Genomic DNA, 19,477 nt, shown 5'->3' on the forward strand with positions numbered 1-19,477 from the left:
GTTGAGGGTAGACGTACCATCGACGGTGAGATCTTTGCCAACATGACTGTTACCTTTTACGTCACTGTCTCCGTTAAACGGTTTGATTGCCACCGACGAGGTTATTTCCTTTTGTTTCGGTATTCCCGTTCACGGTCAAATCTTTATTAATCGTAGTGTTTCCGCCGATATTGGTATCTCCATCAATGGAGGCATTGTCCGTAACATGAAGTTCTTTCGTCGTTGTTGTACCCGTTACATTGGCATCGCCTGTAATGGTCGTGTTGTGGAGGTTTGTATCTCCGGAAACGTTCAGATTTTTCGTATTCGTGTCGTTGTTGACGTTGAGATTATTCGTCGTTGTCGTTCCAGTTACGTTAGCGTCACCTGTAATGGTCGTGTTATGGAGATTGGTGTTGCCGGAAACATTCAGATTCTTTGTGTTGGCATCGTTATTAACGGTAAGATTGTTCGTCGTCGTCGTACCGCCGACGTTCTGATTTCCGTTGATTGTGGATGAGCCATTGATATTCTGATTTCCGGAAACGGATTGATCCCCGTCGACCGTCCCACTGCCGCCCGAACTACCGCCTCCAAAGGGAGCTTCTCCTAAATCCAGATAACTGGTTACATGTATATAATTCTCATTATCTCCACCACCAAAGGTCGTTGTACTACTAAAATAAAAATGTCCGTCTTTATATTCCAAGACACCCGTTGGAGCCCAGTTTGAAGTCTTACCAGTTAACAAAGGGAATGTACCATTTTTTAGGTCATCTAAAGTACCATTTAAATATTTGTATGTATCAGTTGCATAAACTACATTCATTGTATAGCCCATAAACGAAGACAATCCCATGAAAACAGCCATGATTCTAGCCAAGGCTGCTTTCTTTGAATGAATTTTAGAGTGGCAGTGAGCTAATTCGCTGACGACTTCATAAACGCCTTTTGTTTTGTTAAAAATGACTTTATAGATTTTATTCATGCTCTTACATCCTTTCTTTTAAAACCGTAGTTGTCGAAAAACGATTCATGCAAGCTGTGATGATTTCACCCCCTTGGATATTAAGGATGGTACGCAGGACATCCATGATATAATCAATGCCGGCAATATATGCAATCGCTTCAATCGGAATGCCGATAGCAGCCCAGATGATTGCACAATCCATGAGCGTGCCGCCGATGATACCGGGAGCACACATCAAGGCAATGATGGTTAAAAAGGCACAAATGACAATCTGTTCCCAGGACAGCGAAATGTTGAAGATAGAAGCTGCAAACACCGTATAGATTCCGACGCAAATCGTAGATCCCATACGTGTCAGTACAGCTGTTAGGGGAACGAAAAAGTCAATGACATCATGGTCAAGAACGGTATTTTCCTTGAGATTGGCAATACGAGGAGCCAAATAGGTCATCGATCCGCCAGCAATGGCGCCAATAACATCCTGCAAAATAATCGTCCTGAAATACCTAACCGGTGCTTGTTTGCAAACATAAAGCAGGGGAAGGCATACAAGGAGCATATATAAAAGCACTCCGGCGATAAGTACGAGGGTCATTTGGAGATAAGCCATCACAATGCCTGCCAGGTTATTGGCTACAACAGGGTAGAGCAGGCAAAATACGCCGAAGGGAGCTGTATACATCACAAGGTTAGCTACGCGGATGCAGATAGACTGCGCTGCGGAAAATCCACTAGCTACGCTGCTGTTCTTAGCAGCGAGTCCAATGAAAAGAGATAGGGTAATGATTTGAAGCATGTTGCCGCTGGCAAGCGCCTGAAAGGGATTTACCGGGATACAACCCCGGATAAATTCGAGCACTGTCGGAGCAGAAATACTTTTAACGTCAACGGTAATATGACTGACCGAAAACGGTGCTATCGGAACCGCGGACATGAAAACAAATCCCATTGAAAATCCGACAAGACTCATGCCGACCATGAGCAGCAAAAAGCGAGCAGACAGATGACGAAGGCGTTCCGTCCCAAGGTGCATAATGGACGATGTAATCGAGAAGAACGCAATCGGCACGACAATCATCTTCAACAGATCGAGGAAAATATTCCCGACTTGTTGAAAAGTATAGTCCAAAGAAGGCTGAGGGCCGAACAAGACGGCTCCGATAATGGCCAATATCACAGCCAGGAGCAGCTGTCGGGGAATAGAGGGAACAGTTAAATTTTTCACTCTTTCCACCACACTTTCTGATAAATATCCCATAAGGGAATCTCCATGGCTTGTTCGATATCCCGGATAAGGATATCTGTATGTTCAAGGCCGATAGAAAGTCTTGTGCAAATGCCCGTCTTATAGAAGGCATCGCTTCGGAAAAAATCTGCATTGCTGTAAGCGCAGCCAAAGGTACCCGCTGTAATAAAGTGTTTGAAACGACTGCAAAAATCGGGATGCATCCCAAGGAGGGTAATCAGACCACCGACACCGGGATAACAGATCTTGATATCTGCACGAGATAGGGTATCGGCAATGATACGTGCCGATTGAGTGTGCCGATCCATGCGCACAGACAACGTTTCCAGTCCTTTTGATACGTTGTAGGCCGCAAGTGGATGAGCAATATTGCCACGACGGGAGACGACCCACATGATCGATTTCAGGCCGGGAACGGCAGAGGGAACGGCTTTTTCATCGAGCCATTCCATGGAGTGAGAAAGGGCAATCCCCCCGGCAAAGGTATCGCCCTGGCCGGTTACGAATTTGGTGTACGATTCTACCAAAATATCGGCACCATTTTTTAGGGGATTAGAGTAATACATGGATACGATGGAATTATCCATCATGACATAAGCACCGTAACGATGAGCAATGTCTGAAATCTTGCGAACGTCTTTCCAATTCCCGAAAGTCGTCGGGTTATCTCCACAGACGAGAATCGGCCTTTCGGCACCCTGCAGGGCCGATTCAAGCGCATTCGCATCGTCAAGATCTTCTAATTGGATATACTGATAGTGACACCACCCCTGGTTATATTGCAGATTTTGCCGGAACTCAAAATACGTTTCGTCTTCGACGATGACCGTTCGCGGCTGAATCAGAGCCAGTGCTGTATTCAGCGCCTCTAAACCACTGTTGCAAAGCACGACCTTCCAAGCGCCGTATAATTCCCGAAGCTGTTCTTCCGTTTGAGCAACTGCCGTATTATGTGTCCGTTTGTAGCGAGTCGTCGCAGGATTTATTACATTGAAATCAAGTTCAGGAAGCACTCAAATCACCTCCTGTTTCTGGTTCCAATTCTTAATGAGTCCGTCAAAATATGCCTGTAATCGTATTTTCTGCTCCTGCTGACGCTGGTAGGCGATGCTCTGAATATTTTGAGGCAGCGTCAAGATATTAATATGGCTGATAACTTTGTATCCATGACCAACATAATCACTGAATAACTCGCTGATTGATGTAGGGCCGATAAGCAGGAACTTACGCAGGTCTTCATCAATATCGTGTTCTTCTAAATATTTTTGTATCTGATGATTACGAATGGCTGAAGGCGGAAAAAGGTTTTGCACACCTAAAGACATAAGCCCCGAAGCCCATTTGGTATTACAGTTATGACAGACTCCGCAAGCTTTATCACCATCAAAATCACAAGTCCAGGTTTCCTTGAAAACGTCTTCATAGCCCCACTTTTTGATGTAAGGCACCATGTCCGTTTCCGTGATTCCTAAAATCGGGAGGGAAAAACCACCCCATAACCGCTTTAAGTCGGGATCTGCTTTCGAAGTATCTATATCAGCATAGCCATCTTCACGGATTTTAAAACGAAAGCCGTTTTCTTCAAGGAAAACCTGTGTTTTCCCTTTTTTATAGCCTTGCTGGCGCCGTTTTAAAGTAGGCCCTTCGCAGCAATACTCAAGATCCGGATATAATAGGGGTAATCTTCCAAGATACCTTAATTGTCCTGGAATCTTTTCTGTTTTCGCCCACTTATCAAAGGCTGCTTCGAATAAAGAATCTTTCGGTAAATCTTCCTCTGAAAGTCGAACCGGATCAAGTAATTTAGCTTTCGTTTCTTTCTTTTGCCGGAGCATCGCTAAAATCGTGTCCTGGGCCTGTATTTCTTTCTTATAGTTAGTTCGATCTTCATGATCCTTGATACAGACATACACGGGCTGTACTTCGACATCCAAAAAGGATAACTGGCAAAGCCTAAATGTTGAGTCCCAGCCTCCCGTAAAAAGTAAGTTGATTCGTTTCATCTCTGTCACTTCCCATTCATGTAATATCTCTTGATTTTTAATTTTAAGAGGTCTTAGCACGAGCTTTATACTGCTTATATTTTTCGCATTCTGCTTCGGCACCTTTGTGCAGATACCATTTTTCAACAAAATCTTCTTTGCCGCCCATGGCCAGAATGCGATCCATGGCAAGCTGATCCGCCTTTGCCGTTGCAGTAACGAAAGGAATTTCCGCCGGCTGTAGGGCCAGTTGGAAACGCCGATTTCCTTTGTCACTGCTGTAGTAATAGTCCTGTTTCGGCGTCATCGAAGCGATGATTTCAATCTGTCTTTCGTTGCAACCGAAAATCTGATACAATTTAGCATTCGCTTCGCTTTCTGCGTTCACGTTTGGCAGGAAAATCTTGCTCTTGCACTGGTCATTGACCGTATCCAATAGATTCGGTTTGCTGGCAATATCCGACAGCTGCTGCGTCGCAATCCAGATAGATGTATTTTTCTTTCTCATATCCTTAAAATATTCTTTAAGCTTGCTTTGGAATACTTCATTGTCGAGGAATAACCAACATTCATCGAGAACGATGAGACTAGGCCCATTTGCTTTGCGGATGACGTTTTCGATTTGATGGAACAGATAATCAAGGGTAGGGGGGATAATAGACGGAATCCCCATCAATGTTTCCATTTCGTAGACTCGCCAACGGCCATCACCGGTAAAGTCCTTGTCATTGTCAAAGAGCTTTCCGAAACTGCCTTTTTTCGTCAAAGCGTGCATTGCCTGACGAATTTCCTGGGACTGAACCATGTCGCAGAACAGGCTGATAGTACGCTGATGTACGGGCAGGACTTTCAGACTTTGAAGGGCGTTCCAAACGAGAATGTCTTCTTTTGGCGTCACCGTAAGATTCTTTTGGATGAGGTAGGATAAAATCCATTCCTTAGCCCATTTGATTTCCCGCTCATCGTCGATATGTGCAAGTGGCTGAAAGGAAAGATCCGATTCGCCTTCGGCAGCCAGATTATAGAAATGGCCGCCGACGCCATAAGTAAGCGCTCTTGAACTGGCCGCCTTGTCGAAGATGAAAACATTACTGTTTGGGTATTTGAGGAAATTAGCTTCAAGTGTATTTAAAAGTACCGATTTCCCGGAACCGGATGGCCCGACAATAAGCGTATGGCCTACACCGCCGTTATGAAGGGACAACCGGAAAGGCGTATATCCCATCGAGTCGGTGTAGAGCAATACAGGCCCCAAGGTATCATTATTTTTGTCTCCTGACCACATTGCCGTGATCGGGGCCGCATGACAAAAATTTGCCGAACTAATCGCCGGACGGCGGATATTGCACTTATAGCATCCGGGCAGCGTACCGCGCCATGCCTCCATACTGTTGTCAGTTTCGATAAATCCCGTATAGCCCAAGCTATTAAGGATTTCAAGGAAACAGTTAGCCTTTTCAATGACACGATTCTTATCTTCATCGAGAACGATGATATTCATATTGTAATAGCCGTAAGACACGTAATCGGCTCCTAACTCACCTAGGGCTGCTTGTGCATCGTCTCTATTAGACAGTGCCGTTTCATCGAGCGCGTCCATTGACTGCTCTCTTGTAATGGCTTCACGAATATGCGTCCAAAAGCCTTTGACCTGCTGACCGAAAAACTTACACCTTTGGGAAATATCTTTGCGAGCATCGAGCTTATTGAGGCAAATAAATCGGCTATTCCACCGGTATTCGATATCAAGTCCGTTAAAGGCATCGAATATCCCTGGCTTAGAGATAGACGGAAAATTTAACACTGTAATGACCTTCATATATTTATTGCCAATCTTTGGCTCTCGTCCACCGAGAATGCCGGCATCGGCAACGTAATCGGACACAAACCGGGTAGGATTGTAACGAAGTGACGCAATCTCTCTATCTGACAAAATAGAGTGCAGATAGGTAAGTGTTTCTTCCTGATTTAGCTTCTCAAATTTTCCTTGAAAAACGCGAGATAATGCATTTTGCAGCCGCGCGACGCGATCTTTGAATCTATCTTCATACTCAATATAAATCTTGTAGTTTTTATTGAATTTATCATCATCTGTCTTTGTGGCTAAAAAGACATCCAAAATCCGATCTCTGATAAATTCCGGCGGATCTTCATACAAAATAAAATAATAATCCGAGTCGAAGTGTGACGTACTCTGATAATAGTCGCGCCGCTCATCGTCGAATACCTGCGCTAAATCGATAGGCATTTCGGCCGGTACATACTCCTGTGCATAATGACGATGGGCGTCGAAATAAATAACAAAGCCTGTCGGCAGCGTTTTAATGATATTATTCAATTCATTGTTATACTGCATTAGTTCTAAATTTGTAGCGCTGGCCATATCCGGCCCGCGAAAACGGAATACGGCAAAAAGAGAAAAATCGTTGTTTCTGACAAAATTGAAATCTCCGAAGTTATCCGGATCAATGGCAACCCATGGCAGCATATCCGATACGTGCGGACGATCCTTATATACACCGTTTTTCGAGGTGTACACAGCCTCATCTATTTTCTTTTTCTTTCTTTTGGGCCATTTGAGTAATTTAAACATCGATATCACCTCCAAAAAAAACAGCAGAAGATTAAGGATAATAGTAGGGCTTATAGTCTTTGCTCCGCCAAAAGACGCCGAAAAAATCAGGGTCATGCTGGCCGAGGAAACGGAACAGATAATGAGCTGCAACACAGATAAGGGGAATCAAAAAGGTTTTGAAGAAAATCCCGCCAATGATCCCGATAAGAACCTCCAACAAGAGCAGGTTTCGGGGAACGCCGCCCCAGAATATCGGCTGCGTCAAAGATCGGTGCAGCGGAAGTACGTAGCCTTCCGGATACTGGTCGTTTTTCATATACAGCCCTCCTTACAGCAATCCGAAAATAGTCGCTCCACCGGCACTGCCCTTTATGATAGAAATAAAATTAGGGGCAAAGAGACACGTAGAAACTGCGAAAATAAGCAAAATGAATTTTTGAGTGCCCGATCCATGGTTCCCGGTGAACATAGCAATGGCAGCGGCCGCTAAACCAAGGACGCCGAGTGTCGTCGGCAATGGTCCCGTTAATTGTTCAGCCAATGAATTAAGAAATTTCGTCCATGGCCATTGATCGATATTGGCCGTATCGTCAATGCCGATATTACTGGCCATAGAAAGAATCGGAGTCGTTGCCAGAAAGACAGCTAAACCTGCTACCCGGCTTAAATAGCTTTGATACAATGCATCTCTTTTTTTATAAAAACTTTTTTTGAAATCCATCATGAGAGCCTCCTTTAAAAAAATGGGGGATATATTTATATACCTATTAGAGCCTATTAGGTCTTGTTAGGAATTATTAAGCACTATTAACCTTTTATAGCCGTTTATAAGCACTAAGAAAAATCAACCTGGAATCTGATGAATGACGTATTTCTTTTGGAGATCGTCATAGCCGTTAACGGCTATGATATCGCCAACTTTGCGGCCGCGGCGGCCATTTCCGAGGTCGGTATGCACAAGACTTACGACTACATCAATGGCTTCGCCAATCAGTTCCTTTACATCGCCGGCAGCATCCGGATCTTCCTGCGCCAGAGACTGTATACGAGACAAGCCTTGAATCGCGGAGTCTGCATGAGTCGTGCTTGCACCGCCTTCGTGTCCCGTGTTCCATGCCTTTAGCATCGTGTAGGCTGCACCGTCGCGTACTTCTCCGACGATGATTCGATCGGGACTGCGGCGCATACAGTCTTTCAGCAGCATCGTCATGTTGTAGACGAGGCCCTGATGCAGATCCTGCATGGTGTACATGGGGGAGTAGTCGTCAGCGGAACATTGGAGTTCCGGCAGGTCTTCCAGCGATATGACGCGATGATATGGGGATATTTTAGCGATGCTGTCTAAAATCGCATTGAGGAAGGTCGTCTTACCGGTTCCCGTACCGCCGACGACGAGGATATTTTTTCGGTCTGCAATGGCCTTTTCCAAATATTCTTTGTGTTTGGCCGAAAGAACTCCTTGGGTCACATATTCATCAAGAGTAAATATTTTCGTCGCCCGTTTCCGGATATTGAATTGAGGGTTATGGACGATGGGAGGCATCTCCCCCTGGAAACGAGCACCGTACCCCTGTATTTCCGTGGAAACCGATGGAACGGCTTCGTTGACGACCTTTCGCACCTGCCCCGACGCCAGATCGATGATAGCTTGAATCTTAGTCGGTTCAAGCCATAGGTCTGTTTTGACTTTACCTTCTTTGTAGGACATATACCGTAGATAGCCGTCGTCATTGACGTACAGTTCAGTGATATCATCCCTGTGCATAAGTTCGGTCATTTCAGGCCCTATCAGACTCTCGAACGCAGGATTCGATGCTTCTAAAATCTTTCTCTTGATATCATTCATCCATACCACCAGCTTCACTGGAAGCAGAAAGAGTGGAGGAGTCAGACTCTTGTTTTTCAATGAATGATTGATAGAGTCTGCTATATTCATCAATCAGACGGCCTTTTTCGTATTCATCAGCACCATCAAACAACTGTTTGGCTTTAATTGCCATACCGACGAGAATCGCCATATTTTCAACAGGAAATCCCGTTGCTTTAAGCTGCTGTACAAGCATTGCATACTGTTCAGCTTCGATTTCCTTAGCCAGATTTTTTTCTTCGGCCCTGGAATTACGATATATCTGTCTTAATTTTTCAGCTTGAACGCGCTGCCGTTCTTTGAGCATTTCTTGCTTTTTCTTTAATCGATTGAGTCTTACATGGGATACCATCGTTATCGTTCACCTTCTTTCAACGTTCAACTTTTAGATCTTTGAATTTGTTTTCAATCACCTCTTTACGCTGCCTTAACCGCTGTTCCCGCAGGGGATTAGCATTTATTTCATCCGCCCGGCCGCCTGTGCGAATAACATCACTGACGTAAGGGGCATCCACTAGTTTACGGAGAAAGAAATCTTGTTCGTAGTATTTTATTTTTTCTGTCCTGACTGGCGGATTATTTTGGACGAACAAGATTTCATTATTCCCCAGACGGCGTGATTCTTCTGCCGTAAGGAGCGGCCTTGAGATTTCAGAGTAGGTAATGCTCTTTTTAAACCATTCCCCGGAATCAGAGACAGATTCAACTTCAATCGTTTCGTTCCCCAGACTTTCTTCGATGTGCTTTGCCGTAGCACTGTCATTCGGAGAATAGTAGATTTGAAGACTCGTATTCATGAGCAGTTCATTTTCTTTGCCGTAGGTCTTATACAGCTGATCGAGGCCCTGCATGATGAGCATAGCCTTCATACCGTAGCCCGCCGTAAATGCCAAGGCAGAGGCAAAACGCTTTAAATTACCCAAGGAATTAAATTCGTCCATGAGTAAAAGACACTTATGACGGTAAGATGGTTTGCTGCATCGTCCCTTTGTGTATTCCCCGATTTCCCGTGTATGACGGGATATCATCATTTCAAAAAATAACCGAAAGATGGGGGACATACGCAAAAGGTCTGACGGGGGAGTAATGAGGTAGAGTGATACCGGACGGTCATAACGCATGAGATCGTCGACGCAGAAATCGCTGACTCTGGTATTGGCCGTAAGAACAGGATCAAGATACTCTTTTAAGGCCGTATTGGCCGTAGAAATGATAGATCCCAATTCGTTGTCGGGCTTTTTTGCAATTTCAAGGAAACCCCGATTGATAATCGGATGAGTATAATATGTTTCCGGATTAAAGACGGCGAAATCGTCGGGATACAGGTTATGCAGATCTTCCGGCGTGAATGTCCGTTTGACGTAAGCATTGGCCTTTGTATCCCAATCTTCGATTTCAATGCCCTCTTCCGGAACATGGATAAAGTTTTGAAGGGCTTGGATAGCTTTTACAAAGTCTTGAATGACATAGTTGCTGTCATCGATTGTCCCGTCATCTTCGACCTCCGGGGCCAACGTAGCCTTCAAGAAACTGGCCACCGTATACAAGTTAGGCCGCTGCGGATAATGTTCGGGATCAGCATAATGAGCGTATTTAAGATGAAGAATGACAATGGCAATGACATTGCCGGCATTGGCTATCCAGTGATCCGGATTTTCTTTACCTTCGTAGTTGGCAATGACATTGGCAATGTTTTGAGCAGCTGATACTTCACCGGCTGTTCCAATCGGTATCTCATCCAGCGGATTCCACCGGGCTGACGAGCCATCCGATGAGGTCGGTTCAAATTTGATGACCGTTTGGCCCATCCTTTTTCGGTAGCCGGCCGTAATGCCCCAGTTTTCTGACTTAATGTCATTGACTAGGACAGATTGTTTCCATCCTCCGAGGAGTGTGGGAATGATGAGTCCGACGCCTTTCCCGCTGCGAGTAGGTGCGACGACTATAATATGGCGACTGTCGTTATCCCGTAGATAGCGATGCCCAAGCCTTTTGTAGAATTTTGAAAAGGTCGAATGCAGCTTCTTTAAGAGATTGGCACGCGAGTAATTTTTCGGTTCATAATTATGGATTTCAGACAGCCATTTTTCTTTCTCTGCAATGCTTTTCTTTGTCTTTTCATAAGAAGGAGTACCTTCTTTTAAATAGACAAGTTCTTTCTTTAATTTTTGGAGGCTGACTTCTGTGTCATAGCGAGTATTATCTATTTTTTTGTCATAACTCACTTCTCCGTAGCTTGCCATTTCGTCTTTTTTCGTCTCAAGCCAGTGCAGGAAGGTCGTACATTTTTTCATGAACGGACTGTCATAAAGTCCGACGACAACGCCGGAGCCGGATATCAGGTGCATCTTGACCAGATCCTTATAATCTGCCCAATGAGCACTACCGTGAGCTGTTCGTTTCTTTTCTGGCCTAAAGATGAATAAGAGGATAAGGCTGATGATAAAGCCGCCAAAGACATATGGAGTAACCGATGACATCAAATCCGGTACATACCGCTGATAACGAAAATACCAAACGACGAACGACCAGGGTGGATAGATATGTGTCCCGAAAAGAAAAAGCGAAGGGCCGAGGAACGCACGATCGTAATTGACCATGGCCGCAAACTTTTCCGTCGCTATCCATAGTCCGCCAAAGAAGGGGACTATGGATAACATACCCACCCAAAATCTATTCATTGTACTCACCTAGAGACAAGTCTTGATTGAGGAAGATATTAAAAGCATACCCAGGTGAAATCGTAATCGTCGGATTGACATTGCCTTCCCGATCGAGAATCCGGCTGGCGGTTTCCATAACCTGTGCAACCGCGCCAGAAACGGCTTCCTGGCCAGGGCTGCGATTGTCGTCACCAGACGTATTACCTGTCGCAGACTGTGCAGCACTACCAAGCAGCGCCGTCATAAATGCTGTACGGAACAATGAGCCTGTATGATTGGTATATTTATCTGCCAAGCCCGGCATACCCGTACCATCAATAGCAGCCTGCTGAGGCAGGTCGATATTCGTTCCATCCGGCAAAATGATACGGCTGAACACAACGCCGATTCGATGATTTCCACGGGAGCCGCCTTGACCATATTTACCGATGATTTTTGCCCCCTGTGGAATGAGCAGATGTGTCCCGGTAAGACTGTCATATACATCTTGTCGGACGATAGCTACGCAGTCGCCGTTCGGAGAATCACTGGTGATACCCGTCTGTAATGTCGCCGGAATAACCGTCCCGGCATGGAGTGCATACATACCGCCGTCGATTGGTTCTGCATAAGCATTCGTTTCGCTGACAGCTGCTCGATTTGCAGGAACGGCAGCTGCACTGCCGGCTGCTGCATTCGACTTGTTGGCAACCGACTGCGTAACGTTTTTAGCAATTTCAAAAGCGATGCTGCTGTTCATGGCATCATCCTCTGCTTTTTTTGCTTCTTGTTCAGCCTTTAATGCTGCTTTTTCCTCTGCTGAAACTTGTGGTTTGGGAGGAGTGGCAGACGATACTGACACACGAGGTGCCGAGGAACGATTGACTGAAGCCGATTGAGCATTGCTTCGAGAGGGAGCAGATGCTGTATTAGTTGTTGCGGGAATTGTCGCATTACTGCCTGCATTCACGCCGGAAGGCGGAACATTTTTTTGACCATTCGCTGCATTCGCACCTGCTTGATTCGCATTTTTTTTGTCATATTTTGCGATATCACTATACTGTGCAGGCAGGTCTGCATTTTGAGCCTGAGCTACGTTTTGAGATAATGATTTTTTTGTTTCATGATCTCCGGTAGTTGCAGGCGTCAAAGCTGTATAGGCCATCGTCCCGGCACCGATGAAAATAACAGATCCTGCGGCTAACAAAATATGTTTACGACGGAGCATTTTTGCCTGCGCACCTTCGTCTTCTTCGTCTGGAATGGTGACATCTCCGCTTTCCGTTACATTTTCATCGTTCATTTCTTCACTATCAAAGGTGTTCGGGTATACCGTTTGATAAGCTTCTTGAGCATCCTCATCGTATTTATTCCTTTTTCCGCTCAATTTATTTTTGATTTTATAGAACAACAATGATAAACCATAGCTGAAGTCGATCATTTTAATCCACCTCCTTTATATTCCTGTTCAGACGGAGTGATATCTACATACGTTTTCGAGGTATAATACAGCCTGGCATTATTGAATACTCGATCCGCGATAATATAATTTCCGCGGACACGATAATTAACTAATGTCAATTTACCGTCCTGTACATTGTATAAGACAGGCTGATCGTATTTGTTGGAGTCCGGCATGTGGATATACGTTCTCGTGTCGTCGTCAAAAATTTCAAGGGGAAGAACCGATGTATCGAGTTTTCCGTGCTTCTTCACTTTATACCTGCTGTTGATTTTTTTAGGTACGTAAGAATTCCCCTTTTTTTCCGTGTAAATATCAAAATAGAGTTTTTCCTCTTTGTTTTTCCAAGGAAGGGGAGCCGCTAAGGCTTTTTGAAAGGATTCATCCGGAAAATCGAATTGGACGATAGGAACATAATTTTCTGCCACGGATACCAGATAGAATCGATAACTTCGAACATCCGTGTTTATAATCATGTTCGTCTCGATCCCCGGTGCCAGCGGCTTGATGTATATATGTTCCGTGCCGCCAACCGTTGCCCGGTCGATGAGCCATCGTTTCGTGTCGCCGGCTCCGATATAATTGATTTTCTCTCCGGCCTTTAGCTCAATCTGCCAGACTGGGCAAACACTGCCGGTCAATTTTGGGATGCAGCCGAAAAAGGTCGTCAATCCAACGGTCGAGCGTATCGAGAGATCCGTATGGGACTTCAAGAAGAACTCAGCTTGGAAGAAAATATTGCCCTCGTCGAAGAATTTTTAAAAGAATCCGGTATCGGGAAAAACCATGCTTTTAGCTATGCAATCCATGATAAAGAAGCAGCTTACGACTCCGATCATCGCAACATCCATTGTCACTTAATGTTTTCGGAAAAAACCATAGAAAAAGACCGTCCGCTTGGCCCGGATATGTATTTCAAGCACTATTATTTAAATGAACAGGGGGATCCCTGTGCAGGTTATCGTGCAGATCGTTACTATCAAAGCAGACAAGGAAACGTCCAGATGCGAAAACAATGGGCTGATATTGTGAACCGTAAATTCCAGGAATTAGGCATCGATCAAGAGGTCAGCGAAAAGACACTGGAAGCGCAGCGACAAGACTTATTAGCTCAAGGTCGTTTTGAGGAAGCCGAACAATTTGACCGGATTCCGGCCCCACATTTGGGGGATGCTTACAAAAACCCGAAAACAGTGGAAAGAATCAAAGAAAAAGTAAGAGAAATAGACGAGCAAACAGAGTATCCCGGATGCAGTGCAGATCAAGCCGCTGAAACGGATAATAACGACGACGTTGTTGAGCAGAAAATCGTATGCTTTGCGACGGATAAAGTGCTGCGTCGAGTTACAAAAGAAATCCAACAGGCAAGACAACGCCTTCGCCAGGAGGATATTCAGAGACTGGAAGCTAGAATAGCCGCTGAACAAGATGACGCTGAAGCCGAAGCATTAGCCAATAAACCTATTGTCGTTACTATCAGGGACGTCTATGAAGAGCTTGAATATAGAGCCGAAGAAGAAGCAAAAAAACGAACTCAGATGTTAGTATTTTATAAGGATATCAAGAAGCAAATCATTCCCGATCGATTTCTTCGTAACGCAGCTATCGAGCGCCTTATCGGATCTGACTATCGCAACACGAAGAAACGTCTGAATCGTATACAGGAAGAATTGGTTCCCATGGAACAAAAGTATATTGAACTCAAAGACATACCGTATGCAGAAAAGAAAGAATTCTATCTGTCATATTCGGATAAACTGCGTCAAAAACAAGCCCTTGAACAGAAAATAAAGGCTTATCACGAAGAGCTAAATAAGCGTGAAGATGAAATCCAAACCATTATGGATGAATTAAAAGCCGAAAATGAATCCCATAAAGAACGGCTGAAAAATCTATATGGGAAAATCAATAAATCAGAACGGATGGAAAAGATATACTCAGAAAAAGCAATGGAAATAAAAAACAACGTATCTGATTTTGATAAAATATTGTATTCCCGGAAAATGCCAAGACTGGTTATGCGTCATTGCAGTTTAGACGGAGAAACTCCGCTCACAAATTACCAAATAATCCCTTACCAAGGAAAAGCATTTGTCATCCTATCCGATGTACCTACGGAACCATGGGAAAGACAGAAAAAGACGGCACTCCTTTTAGGAGATACCGTCGAAAAGGGAAAAGCAAACGTATATGTAGTTACAATGTATTCAGAAGGCAAAGATATTTCAGGTGTTTCTAAAACGACTGAACAAGTTCGCCTCTATGCCAACGCAAAAACAGCCATGGAACTGCAAACCGGCAAAGGAAATCACTATTCGCCGCAGATTCAAAACGTACAACAAAGACGCAAATCAGAAATTGTTGGAAAAATCGAAGAATTCTTACGTGCTGCGACCGAAAATACAAACGGGCGTTATCATGCTTGGTGGGATGACGAAGAACCCCGCAAGAAAAAAGATAAGTTGAAACAAGTCGAAGAAGATCTGTATCGCGGCTGGAATATGTAACACTAGTATTTATTCAAGCGTCATTTCAGCCTAACAACGAATAAATTTTCAATATTCAAGCTTGCCGATTTTTGCCGATATTTTGCCGAAAAAAAATAAAAACGAGGGAATTTGGCAGTTATTGAGAAAACGCGAGAGATACATTAATTCGCGGATAAATGGCTTAAATAAGCGGCTTATAAAGCGTTCTAAGATGTCCCTAGATTCTCAAATTACATTACTTACGATAATTTAACGTTATCGGAAGTAATGGCGTGTTTTTTCCTACCCCCGTCCCGGGCTCGGTTCTAAGGTCCGATTTTATGTTAATCAGTACATTATGTACCATGCACAACTCTTTTTCTCTCAGTGGCTTCTCGGATTCTCCCTTGTAGTTTTATTTCCTTATGCGTGTGTACCGATATGGCGTCATCCTTATGGTCTGTACGGGCTTATATAAGTCTATACATGCAGATGTCCGGCTGATTCAGATATCCGTATATGGCTCATATGGATCTATGGATTGAATCTGGGCCGGTTAAATCTGTATTGAGCTGTATACGGTAATTTATGGCTTGTCATGGATGGCTGTATGGTATAAACCGGCTGATATCGCATCATACCGGGAAAAACATCGATTGAGCTGCCGATTTCAAGAGATATCATTTTACTCCCTATTCAATTGATAATAATATTGAGAATACAAAAATCATTCCTTATGAAGATAGAGCGCCTGGCGTGTATTTGCGGTGGAGCCCTATTTTCTTTTTGCGAGTATTGGAAATTTGTATCAAATTATATTTAATAAATAATATATGTACATATTATTGAAATAAATTCATTATATTAGTACAATAAAATATAGGATTATATAAATTGTAAAAGGAGTGGTTCCCTTGTTTCCTGCTATTTTAGAAATTTTTGCTTATGCGCCACCTGGAACAACCGAAATTTCTTTGACAAGATTTCTACTTTCAATTTTTGCTTTTGCTATTATATGTTGCGCCATTTTTTATTCAGCGGATAAATTAGTGAAAAAAGAATATGGAGCGCGATTTTTACTCATTACAGCGTATCTCGTTTTTCTCTTTACATTGTTAGGTACCTATGGGGACCCAGTGCAACGAAACGGTAGTTATTATCTTGGTGTCGGTATAAATATTATAAAATTTATTATCGGTATTGTACCCATCGGTTTTTCAATCTATCTATGTAGAGGTTATTGGAAATCGATGGAAAAAGATGTGAAGGATAACAGTAATTATACTAGTATTTACCCTACACTTATGGTTGCTCAAGGGACTTTTTATACCTTTGTCGGTGTCGCTGCCATTCTCTTTTCTTACGATGCTGGACAAGAAAATGCTATTACTATGTTATTAAGCGGCTTGAAATTAGCCTTTATCACTTCGATTATCGGCTTGGCCTATTCAATCGCTGCTAAAAATTATTTAAAAAAAGAAGAAGATAAGTTTTTTAAACAAAAAAAAGAAGATACAAAGGTTCCCTCTTCCCTTGATGAAATCGACTTTTATAAGAAACTATCCGATATTAAAAGTGATATCGCTGATTCCTACACCCAATTAAAAAGTATTGATTCATCGATAGGTCGGAATAATCTTTTTACTAAAGACCAAAGTAAATTACTAGAAAATCAAAATACACTCCTTGAGAAAACTTTAACCGAAGCGATGAACAATGCCGGAGAAGTGTTGGTAAAGAAAAACAATGAAGTACTGAGCAGTACGATTAAGTCCTTTAAACAAATGATAGTAGAGACTCAAAAATCAAATCAGACTATTATGAATCAGATTTTCCAAGATCATAAGAAGATGCATGATACGATGATGGATACCTTTTCCGTTACATTAAGCGCTATGGAAGATTCGATGAGTCAAATTGACAGCACTTTAAAAAACACGCAAACTACTGTCTCGACATTAAATACAAAATTAGAATCTACTAATATTGCGGTAGAGGTTATTAATCAATCCATCTTAGAGTTGAAGGAACCGATAGAAAAAACGAATGCATCCCTAACTACCCTATACCAAAACACAGAGGATATTGCAAACAAATTTGCACCTCTTACTGAAAAATATAACGACATTGAAGAAAGTCTCTTGGAAAATATTGAAGCATTTAAATCAGTGCAATCCGTCTTACAGCAAATGAACGAGGATATTTCGGCCGGTGTAGGAGATACTGTCACGAAGACATTGGATACGGTGGCTAGTACGAATCGTATTATTACATCGACTCTGAATGCATTAGATATTCATATGAAGAACCTTCGTGAAAGCATTCAGGAACAATCGGATGCCATAAAAGAGTATTCCGCACAACTTAAGTTGGTTTCACAAGATGCTTCAACGCAGGATAAAATCATAAAAAATGGACACGATGCCATCGTAAAAGAATATGGATTAATCGTTGAACACCTGACAGCTTTAAATTCCGGATATAACAATCAAATGTTAGATGCTCAAAAGAAATATAACGACATGATGAGTCGGAATCTTTCGGATTGTATCTCCATTGTATCCGATGTGCTGCGCAGCGCTCGTGATCGGTATGTAAAAGATATTTCATCGATGGATGTTTTGATTAAAAATCTGCAAAAAGATTTGAATAATAAAAAGAACTAATAGCCGCTGAAAATGAGATGAAGGTCGTGATAACGAATGCGAAAGCGTGAAAATGATGAAACCTCTATTTGGATTTCAAATACCGATTTAATGTCGGGCTTACTCGTTCTTTTTCTATTTATTGCCATACTCATGAATCAAGGATTGTCGGAGGCCCAGGATGAGATAAAAAAGATTACCGGAGCCTCTAATGAAGTACGAAGAGAACTGCAAGAAAGTATAAAACAGAATTTTTCGGCGGAAGAAATAAAAAGATATAACTTAGATCAAGAAAATAATGTTGGAGCTGCTTCTTTTGATAAAGGCGACGGTCGCTTCCTAGTGGGATCGTCAGAATTGACGCCTGAATTTCGGGCAACGTTACAAGTCTTTCTTCCTAAATATATAAAATCTATCAGTGATATTTATGAAAAAGACCCGGATAAAATAAAAGAAATTCGAATTGAAGGCCATACCTCGACAGAATGGTTTGCAAACAATAACGGACAATTAGTCACTGCGAATGATGCCTACATTAAAAATATGGAGCTATCACAAAATCGCACGCGTGCCATCATACAATTCGCACTTTCACTGCCTGAACTTGTTCCCTACCATTCATTGATTAAAGAAAAATTAACAGCAAACGGCCTTTCATCAAGTCAGATTATAAAAAAAGAAGATGGCTCTGAAGACTTCGATGCATCGAGAAGAATTGAATTCAAGGTGGTTGTCAACGACGAGGCAACGGTAAAAGCTATCGAGGAAAATATATTATGAGAAGAAAACCAAGGGAACCTAAATTAATAACAAAGTTAAATCAATTATATACTATTATTGGGGAATCCAAGCCCTCCTCTATAAAAAAAATACCGGTAGTACTTTCTCCTCTTCCCGAATACATTCATAAACTGGAATCGGTAAAGGTTTTAGAAGATGTTTCTTTCAGTGGCTTAACGGATGAAGAATTAACGAATTCATTTCATACCGCTACCGGTCTCCCTTATTTTGCCTATCCTAAATTGCTAAGAAAAGAGTACGCTGGGATTGATCCAGAACCGGGAAGATATGAAAACAGATTTCATATCTATCCATGTTCATTCGTTAGAAACTACGAAAGTCGATATATCATGACAACGAGACATGACGGCTTATTTCATGTAAGAATTAAGAATCCTGATGGGGAGTATTCAGACAAAATCATGCCTCTTCGATTGTGCAAATTTTGCTATGATGAATTATATTTAGATTATCAAGGATATCACCGTGTAAATTTTGATATTCAGCGATACTACATGTCCGAAGTAAAGAAAAGGATAAAAACTGGATTCCGTTTTCAATCATTGGATACTTTTATGAGTCGATCCTTATCCGATGAGTCATATGCCGTAAATTGGCCCGTCCTATCTCGATCTATAAAAGAAAACCGTGGATGGGAATGCGAACGGTGCCACTTCCGAGCTGAATCATATGAACAAAAGAAATTTATTGAAGTTCATCATAAAAACCGAAATAAATATGACAATCGTCCAGAAAATTTAGAGGTTATTTGCAGAAATTGTCATGATAAAGAACACCCCCATCGCCCCAAAAGATACTAAACAAAATCGAGAGCCTAAATGTTACGACAATAAAGCCCCA

General features: G+C 42.6%; 16 protein-coding genes. 4 read left to right on the forward strand and 12 right to left on the reverse strand.

Translation table 11 applies throughout. From position 1 onward, the window contains the following. Window positions 1–73: 73 nt before the first annotated feature. From TX77_RS05560 to TX77_RS05615, 12 genes are all read right to left on the reverse strand, one after another. Window positions 74–967, reverse strand: a complete 894-nt coding sequence (locus TX77_RS05560) for an ESPR domain-containing protein (protein ID WP_044503805.1) — start codon at window positions 965–967, stop codon at window positions 74–76. Window positions 968–971: 4 nt separating this feature from the next. Further along, a complete protein-coding gene (locus TX77_RS05565) occupies window positions 972–2,207 on the reverse strand; it encodes a dicarboxylate/amino acid:cation symporter (RefSeq protein WP_081651705.1) in 1,236 nt (411 codons plus the stop codon). Continuing rightward, a complete protein-coding gene (locus TX77_RS05570; RefSeq protein ID WP_044503807.1) occupies window positions 2,171–3,208 on the reverse strand; it encodes an aminotransferase class I/II-fold pyridoxal phosphate-dependent enzyme in 1,038 nt (345 codons plus the stop codon). Before TX77_RS05570 ends, TX77_RS05565 begins: the two co-directional genes overlap by 37 nt. Beyond that, window positions 3,209–4,198, reverse strand: a complete 990-nt coding sequence (locus TX77_RS13840) for a hypothetical protein (protein WP_044503808.1) — start codon at window positions 4,196–4,198, stop codon at window positions 3,209–3,211. It abuts the gene before it with no gap. Between the two features lie 43 nt (window positions 4,199–4,241). Further along, window positions 4,242–6,866 carry a TraG/VirB4 family ATPase gene (locus TX77_RS05580; protein ID WP_230198060.1) on the reverse strand — a complete coding sequence of 875 codons (2,625 nt, stop codon included), beginning with the start codon at window positions 6,864–6,866 and terminating at the stop codon, window positions 4,242–4,244. Beyond that, window positions 6,802–7,068 carry a VirB3 family type IV secretion system protein gene (locus tag TX77_RS05585; protein WP_044503810.1) on the reverse strand — a complete coding sequence of 89 codons (267 nt, stop codon included), beginning with the start codon at window positions 7,066–7,068 and terminating at the stop codon, window positions 6,802–6,804. The genes TX77_RS05580 and TX77_RS05585 overlap by 65 nt, the downstream gene beginning before the upstream one ends. A gap of 12 nt (window positions 7,069–7,080) precedes the next feature. Beyond that, window positions 7,081–7,476 carry a TrbC/VirB2 family protein gene (locus TX77_RS05590; RefSeq protein ID WP_230198061.1) on the reverse strand — a complete coding sequence of 132 codons (396 nt, stop codon included), beginning with the start codon at window positions 7,474–7,476 and terminating at the stop codon, window positions 7,081–7,083. A 120-nt stretch (window positions 7,477–7,596) separates the two neighbouring features. Next, window positions 7,597–8,517, reverse strand: coding sequence for an ATPase, T2SS/T4P/T4SS family (locus TX77_RS05595; protein ID WP_230198062.1), 921 nt, complete (start codon window positions 8,515–8,517; stop codon window positions 7,597–7,599). 73 nt (window positions 8,518–8,590) lie between these two features. Then, the gene (locus TX77_RS05600) at window positions 8,591–8,971 is read right to left on the reverse strand and encodes a hypothetical protein (RefSeq protein WP_044503813.1); all 381 of its coding nucleotides are present in this window, start codon (window positions 8,969–8,971) and stop codon (window positions 8,591–8,593) included. A 19-nt stretch (window positions 8,972–8,990) separates the two neighbouring features. Further along, on the reverse strand, window positions 8,991–10,967 hold the full coding sequence (locus tag TX77_RS05605; RefSeq protein ID WP_230198063.1) for a type IV secretory system conjugative DNA transfer family protein: 1,977 nt from the start codon (window positions 10,965–10,967) through the stop codon (window positions 8,991–8,993). Window positions 10,968–11,292: 325 nt separating this feature from the next. Beyond that, a complete protein-coding gene (locus TX77_RS05610; RefSeq protein ID WP_044503815.1) occupies window positions 11,293–12,702 on the reverse strand; it encodes a TraB/TrbI/VirB10 family type IV secretion system protein in 1,410 nt (469 codons plus the stop codon). Further along, window positions 12,699–13,436 carry a TrbG/VirB9 family P-type conjugative transfer protein gene (locus tag TX77_RS05615; protein WP_230198064.1) on the reverse strand — a complete coding sequence of 246 codons (738 nt, stop codon included), beginning with the start codon at window positions 13,434–13,436 and terminating at the stop codon, window positions 12,699–12,701. Before TX77_RS05615 ends, TX77_RS05610 begins: the two co-directional genes overlap by 4 nt. Between TX77_RS05615 and TX77_RS05620 the strand changes: the two genes are divergently transcribed. The 4 genes from TX77_RS05620 (at window position 13,335) to TX77_RS05635 (ending at window position 19,437) form a co-directional block, all read left to right on the forward strand. Next, window positions 13,335–15,230 carry a MobA/MobL family protein gene (locus TX77_RS05620; RefSeq protein WP_230198106.1) on the forward strand — a complete coding sequence of 632 codons (1,896 nt, stop codon included), beginning with the start codon at window positions 13,335–13,337 and terminating at the stop codon, window positions 15,228–15,230. The genes TX77_RS05615 and TX77_RS05620 overlap by 102 nt on opposite strands. Window positions 15,231–16,105: 875 nt before the next feature. Next, complete coding sequence (locus tag TX77_RS05625; RefSeq protein ID WP_044503817.1) at window positions 16,106–17,857, forward strand: hypothetical protein; 1,752 nt, start codon at window positions 16,106–16,108, stop codon at window positions 17,855–17,857. Between the two features lie 36 nt (window positions 17,858–17,893). Then, window positions 17,894–18,616: an OmpA family protein gene (locus TX77_RS05630; protein ID WP_044503818.1), complete on the forward strand. Its 723-nt coding sequence runs from the start codon at window positions 17,894–17,896 to the stop codon at window positions 18,614–18,616. After that, window positions 18,613–19,437, forward strand: a complete 825-nt coding sequence (locus TX77_RS05635) for an HNH endonuclease signature motif containing protein (RefSeq protein WP_044503819.1) — start codon at window positions 18,613–18,615, stop codon at window positions 19,435–19,437. The genes TX77_RS05630 and TX77_RS05635 overlap by 4 nt, the downstream gene beginning before the upstream one ends. Window positions 19,438–19,477 lie beyond the last annotated feature (40 nt).

Origin of the sequence: Megasphaera massiliensis (genome assembly GCF_000455225.1) — a bacterium.
Taxonomy (GTDB): domain Bacteria; phylum Bacillota; class Negativicutes; order Veillonellales; family Megasphaeraceae; genus Megasphaera; species Megasphaera massiliensis.

Excerpts from the sequence above, each read along its gene's own strand:
- TX77_RS05560 (WP_044503805.1), bottom strand. The coding sequence starts at position 967 with ATGAATAAAATCTATAAAGTCATTTTTAACAAAACAAAAGGCGTTTAT.
- TX77_RS05565 (WP_081651705.1), bottom strand. The coding sequence starts at position 2,207 with ATGGGATATTTATCAGAAAGTGTGGTGGAAAGAGTGAAAAATTTAACT.
- TX77_RS13840 (WP_044503808.1), bottom strand. The coding sequence starts at position 4,198 with ATGAAACGAATCAACTTACTTTTTACGGGAGGCTGGGACTCAACATTT.
- TX77_RS05580 (WP_230198060.1), bottom strand. The coding sequence starts at position 6,866 with ATGACCCTGATTTTTTCGGCGTCTTTTGGCGGAGCAAAGACTATAAGC.
- TX77_RS05585 (WP_044503810.1), bottom strand. The coding sequence starts at position 7,068 with ATGAAAAACGACCAGTATCCGGAAGGCTACGTACTTCCGCTGCACCGA.
- TX77_RS05590 (WP_230198061.1), bottom strand. The coding sequence starts at position 7,476 with ATGATGGATTTCAAAAAAAGTTTTTATAAAAAAAGAGATGCATTGTAT.
- TX77_RS05595 (WP_230198062.1), bottom strand. The coding sequence starts at position 8,517 with ATGCACAGGGATGATATCACTGAACTGTACGTCAATGACGACGGCTAT.
- TX77_RS05600 (WP_044503813.1), bottom strand. The coding sequence starts at position 8,971 with ATGGTATCCCATGTAAGACTCAATCGATTAAAGAAAAAGCAAGAAATG.
- TX77_RS05605 (WP_230198063.1), bottom strand. The coding sequence starts at position 10,967 with ATGCACCTGATATCCGGCTCCGGCGTTGTCGTCGGACTTTATGACAGT.
- TX77_RS05610 (WP_044503815.1), bottom strand. The coding sequence starts at position 12,702 with ATGATCGACTTCAGCTATGGTTTATCATTGTTGTTCTATAAAATCAAA.
- TX77_RS05630 (WP_044503818.1), top strand. The coding sequence starts at position 17,894 with ATGCGAAAGCGTGAAAATGATGAAACCTCTATTTGGATTTCAAATACC.
- TX77_RS05635 (WP_044503819.1), top strand. The coding sequence starts at position 18,613 with ATGAGAAGAAAACCAAGGGAACCTAAATTAATAACAAAGTTAAATCAA.